Below are 620 nucleotides of genomic sequence, written 5' to 3'. Positions count from 1 at the left end.
CTCTTAAGAAAAATAAACCTTCCATAAATTGCAATTTCGACTTTCCTCTAAATTATAACCTTATCCCGAATTGACGTTATTTGTTATCGAATTAGTTATAAACCTTAACTTGCTTTTTCCATAAATCCATGTCATATTGTTCACAATATTCAAACATGGCAGTAGTATTAGGGTGACGTATGCCGAATTCTTTAACTTGAGATTTACCAAAGAATTTATAATTATATAAATCTTTTGATTTACAGGCGGCTATAGCTGCTTGACTATATAAGTAACTAACTTGTGCAATATTTTGACGATTATCTTTATATAAATAATGATATATAGTATAGGCTTTTTTATAAGATGCTATTGCTTCTTTAATATTATCTTGAGCAAATAAAATCTCACCTTGTACCACATAACTAGCCGCCAGATCCGGATTTTCATAATAATTTGTATCATTAACATCTCTACTCTTTGCTAAATATAGGTCTATAGCTTTATTAATGTGATCTAGACATTCATCCATCTTACCCAATCCCAATTCACTTCTTGCCAATTACGTCAATTCGGGATAAGGTTATAATTTAGAGGAAAGTCGAAATTGCAATTTATGGAAGGTTTATTTTTCTTAAGAG

1 protein-coding gene is annotated in these 620 nt (G+C 30.0%); it reads right to left on the bottom strand.

Annotated features, from left to right (window positions below; genetic code table 11):
- Positions 1–91: 91 nt before the first annotated feature.
- Entirely contained in the window at positions 92–541 is a 450-nt protein-coding gene (locus RiCNE_RS07190; protein WP_133062981.1) for a tetratricopeptide repeat protein, read from the bottom strand.
- Positions 542–620: the final 79 nt, after the last annotated feature.

The organism is Rickettsia endosymbiont of Culicoides newsteadi (assembly GCF_002259525.1).
Lineage (GTDB): Bacteria > Pseudomonadota > Alphaproteobacteria > Rickettsiales > Rickettsiaceae > Tisiphia.
The sequence above is the reverse complement of the archived record's forward strand: the minus strand, read 5'-3'. Positions and strand labels throughout refer to the sequence as shown.